Below are 3,792 nucleotides of genomic sequence, written 5' to 3' on the forward strand. Positions count from 1 at the left end.
GATGGCAAGCACATCGTCTATCGCACCTCCGGACCCGATGGAGAGGGCCTGCGCATCATGGATCTCGCAGATTCCTCAGTGACGGCCTTGACGGATGACTACGACAACTTTCCAGTCTGGTCTCCGCGCGGAGATTCGATCGCATTCATGCGCAGAATTGACGGCAACTTCGAAGTGATGACCATTCATCCAGATGGAAAGCAACTCAGCCAGCTGACACACACCAGGGGAAATGAGGCCCACATTGCCTGGTCTCCCGACGGCGAACGAATGCTTTTCACGAGTTCGCGGATGGGATTCAAGGATGAAGCGCTGCTGATCGGGGCTCCCCAGCCGTACGGCGAAATCTTCGTCATGAACGCTGACGGCACGCACGTCGAGCAATTAACCGACGATCAATGGGAAGAAGGCGGCCCTGCATGGCAGCCGCATTCGCTCCCGAAGCTGGCAGCCGCCTCAGCCGCCCAATAAACTCTGTCCAGGCACGGAAGTGGCCTGAAATCATCACGCCAATCTCAGGGAGATCAAGCTGCCTCTGAGCCCCGTATCGAAATGGTGACTAATTGCATCAATCTTAATGCGAGGCGGGATTGACGGAATTTACCTCCGGCGCTACTCTCTCCCCATACACAGCCACTTGGTTGCCAGCGCCAATACGGAAATCCTTCACAACGGCCACGGCCCGGTGCGCATTTTGCACCCCAGCGACCAAGACCCGTCGCCGGGGACCCCGCTCTTTTCTCTGCAACTCGCAAATAATTACTCGCGAACTTCACCCGTTCCACACCCACACTCATCAAATCAACAGCCGATTTCTGCCCTTGAGGCAGCGGCACCACAATTCCCGAGTTGCAATATGCTCGGGAGTTCCAAACAAGGTCGCCGCTTCCTGATGGTCGCGTCGACTGAAATGCAACTTCCCCGGGATAGAGCGACCCGGGAATTGCGAGCATGGGAGGCCATCTGAACGCTGCTCTGGAGATCACGCCAAATCTTGAGCCCCTATTCGGGACCCGCGATGAAAACCTCAGACTGATGGAGGATTCACTAGGTGTAAGGATCGACCTGCGATCCGACGCCGTGCACGTGAAGGGGCCAGACGAAGCTGTCGCCCGAGTCCGGGGAATCTTTCAGGACTTCGAGGCTCTCCGACGGCAGGGCATCAATCCTCACAATGGCGAATTGAATGGAATGCTGCGCCTGGTCGTAGCCGATCCGGCAACGACGCTGCGTTCACTGGCGGATTCAGGAAAGCAGCGTTCCGCAGGCGTCAAGCGCACCGTGCAGCCGCGCTCGCTCAATCAGCGCAAGTACATCGAAGCGATCGAGCAGAATGACATGGTCTTCGGCGTCGGCCCGGCCGGCACCGGTAAAACCTATCTCGCAGTAGCCATGGCGGTAGCTGCGATGAATGCGAAAAAAGTCAGCCGCATTGTGCTGGTGCGTCCCGCTGTGGAAGCCGGCGAGCGGCTAGGTTTCCTGCCCGGAACGCTGCAGGAAAAGGTCGATCCATATCTCCGCCCGCTCTACGACGCACTCTACGACCTGCTCGATCCGGAGAAGGTCGACAAGATGCTCGAGAAGAATGTCATCGAGGTCGCGCCGCTGGCCTTTATGCGCGGTCGCACCCTCAACGACGCCTTCATCATCATGGACGAAGCGCAGAACACCACCATCGAGCAGATGAAGATGTTCCTGACCCGCATGGGCAACAACTCCAAGGCCGTGATCACGGGCGACATTACGCAGATTGACCTGCCCAATCCGCGCAAATCTGGCTTGCTGGATGCGATCAATATCCTCGACGGCGTGGAGGGCATTTGTTTCTGCCACTTTGCCGACGGCGACGTCGTACGCCATGCACTTGTACAGCGCATCGTTCGTGCCTATGAGGCGACGAAACCACAGCAGCAGGAACTGCCGTTGAATCTCGGTGAAAATATCCAGCCGCCGGCCGACCAGCAGGCGCCGCCGCAAGCCGCGCATCCAGCCAAACCGCAGTAAATTGGCGGTTCGCGTAAAATAGTGAAGACACGGGGCCGCTGACAGTAGCGGCCCCGCGCACGATGATCCTTCTCGACCCAGATCTGGACTCCGCCCTTCCCCCGCAGAAAAAGCTGCAGAAGACGCCCAGGAGCTCCGCCCGAACCGACCCTCCGCGGAAAGAACGCATTCCGAATGCGCGGACCCTCGCTCGTTTCCTGCGTGAGGCGCAGTCTGCCCTGAAGTTGCGCGGCCAGGTCACAGTCCTGCTGACTACCGATACAGCCATCCGGCGCTTAAACCGGCAATTTCGCGGAAAGAACAAAGCCACCGACGTGCTTTCGTTTCCAGCCGTTGCGCGTGGCCCTATGAAGATTGCCGGCGACTTGGCAATCAGCGTCAACACCGCGCGACGCCAGGCTGAGGAGCGAGACAACTCCCTTGCCACTGAAATCAAAATCCTGATGCTGCACGGCCTTCTTCATCTCGCAGGCTACGATCACGAATCGGACAATGGCCAAATGGCACGCCGCGAGCAGAAACTACGCGCCAAACTCCGCCTCCCCCACGGCCTCATCGAACGGACTGTTGGCCCAGCCACAAGGTCGGGTGCCCCATCCTTGCCGCAGTCCCACCGCGGAAAGGGTGGGATTGCACGAACTCCGAAAGGCACGCGCCCATGAGCTGGCTCACCCTCACGCTCCTGGTCCTCGTGGCACTCGTCGATACTTTCGCCGCCTACATCAGCCGTGTCTACTCCGAGTTCGGCAAGATTCTTCCCCGCGAAGTGCAAGACAATCTCGACGAATGGGAAGAGAAGATCGAGCCGCTGATCGGCCTTACGCGCGAGCATGCCGCTCTCTGCGCTACTGTGCTGCAACAGCTTACGCTGGCCGTCTTCGCGCTAGCCATCGGCGCAGTGTTGTTTGATCGCGCCCCCCACGTAGCGCGCCCCACGTATCCTGAGATCGCCCAGGCGGTCCTCGTCGTTCTGCTGGCTGTCGTCTTCTGCAACCAGATTCTGCCTTCGTTGCTCTTCACGCACACCAAGGGGCGCTGGGCTGCGCGCCTGGTGTGGCCCATTCGCCTGCTGCTGTGGCTTACGACACCTATCACGGCGATCATCCGCTTTTTCTTCTCCCTCGCGTCGCTCGCTGAAAGACCCGTTGCCGCAGAAGATGAGCCTGCTCCCGACGTTGAGTCACTGCTTGAAGCAGGTGAGGAAGAAGGCATTCTCAAAGAGAGTGACCGGGACCTGGTGCGTTCCGCAGTCGAATTCGGTGAAAAGCTGGTGCGCGAAGTCATGACTCCGCGTCCCCAGATCTTTGCGGTTCCGCAGTCGATCACGATCGAGCGTTTTCTCGAAATGCTCAAAGAGCACAATTTTTCGCGTGTGCCTGTCTACGAACGCACGCTCGACTCGGTTACTGGAATAGCCTTCGCACACGATCTGCTCCAGATCACTGACGAGGAGGCGCGAGTCCGGACCGTGGCAAGCATTCAGCATCCAGCGGTCTTTGTTCCGGAGACGAAGCACGGCTACGAATTACTCCGCGAGATGCAGCGCGAAAAGCAGCACATGCGGATAGTCATCGATGAATACGGAGGCGTCTCCGGCCTGGTGACGATCGAAGATTTGCTCGAAGAGATTGTCGGTGACATCCGCGATGAGCATGAGAAAGATGCGCACATCGGCGATCCGCAGCGCGAGCCCGGCGGTGTTTGGGTCGTCCCCGGCGATTACCCGGTGGATGAGTTGCCAAGCCTCTTTGGCGAAGAAGTGGGCGTGGACGGAAAGTATGAAGCCAC

Annotated in this window: 4 protein-coding genes; all 4 read left to right on the plus strand. The window is 58.9% G+C overall.

From position 1 onward, the window contains the following. On the plus strand, positions 1–471 hold a 471-nt coding region (locus WA354_RS23280), incomplete at its 5' end, for a TolB family protein (protein WP_472815416.1). Between the two features lie 480 nt (positions 472–951). Further along, positions 952–2,004 (plus strand): PhoH family protein, encoded by a 1,053-nt coding sequence (locus WA354_RS23285; RefSeq protein WP_472815417.1) that lies wholly within the window; start codon positions 952–954, stop codon positions 2,002–2,004. Between the two features lie 62 nt (positions 2,005–2,066). Further along, positions 2,067–2,666, plus strand: coding sequence for an rRNA maturation RNase YbeY (ybeY, locus tag WA354_RS23290; RefSeq protein ID WP_472815418.1), 600 nt, complete (start codon positions 2,067–2,069; stop codon positions 2,664–2,666). Beyond that, positions 2,663–3,792, plus strand: a 1,130-nt coding sequence (locus WA354_RS23295) for a hemolysin family protein (protein ID WP_472815419.1), incomplete at its 3' end; no start/stop codon positions are given. The genes ybeY and WA354_RS23295, both read left to right, overlap by 4 nt.

Origin of the sequence: Occallatibacter sp., from assembly GCF_049802275.1 — a bacterium.
GTDB lineage: Bacteria > Acidobacteriota > Terriglobia > Terriglobales > Acidobacteriaceae > Telmatobacter.

Coding starts and splice junctions, on each gene's coding strand:
- ybeY (WP_472815418.1), top strand. CDS start 2,067: ATGATCCTTCTCGACCCAGATCTGGACTCCGCCCTTCCCCCGCAGAAA.
- WA354_RS23285 (WP_472815417.1), top strand. CDS start 952: ATGGGAGGCCATCTGAACGCTGCTCTGGAGATCACGCCAAATCTTGAG.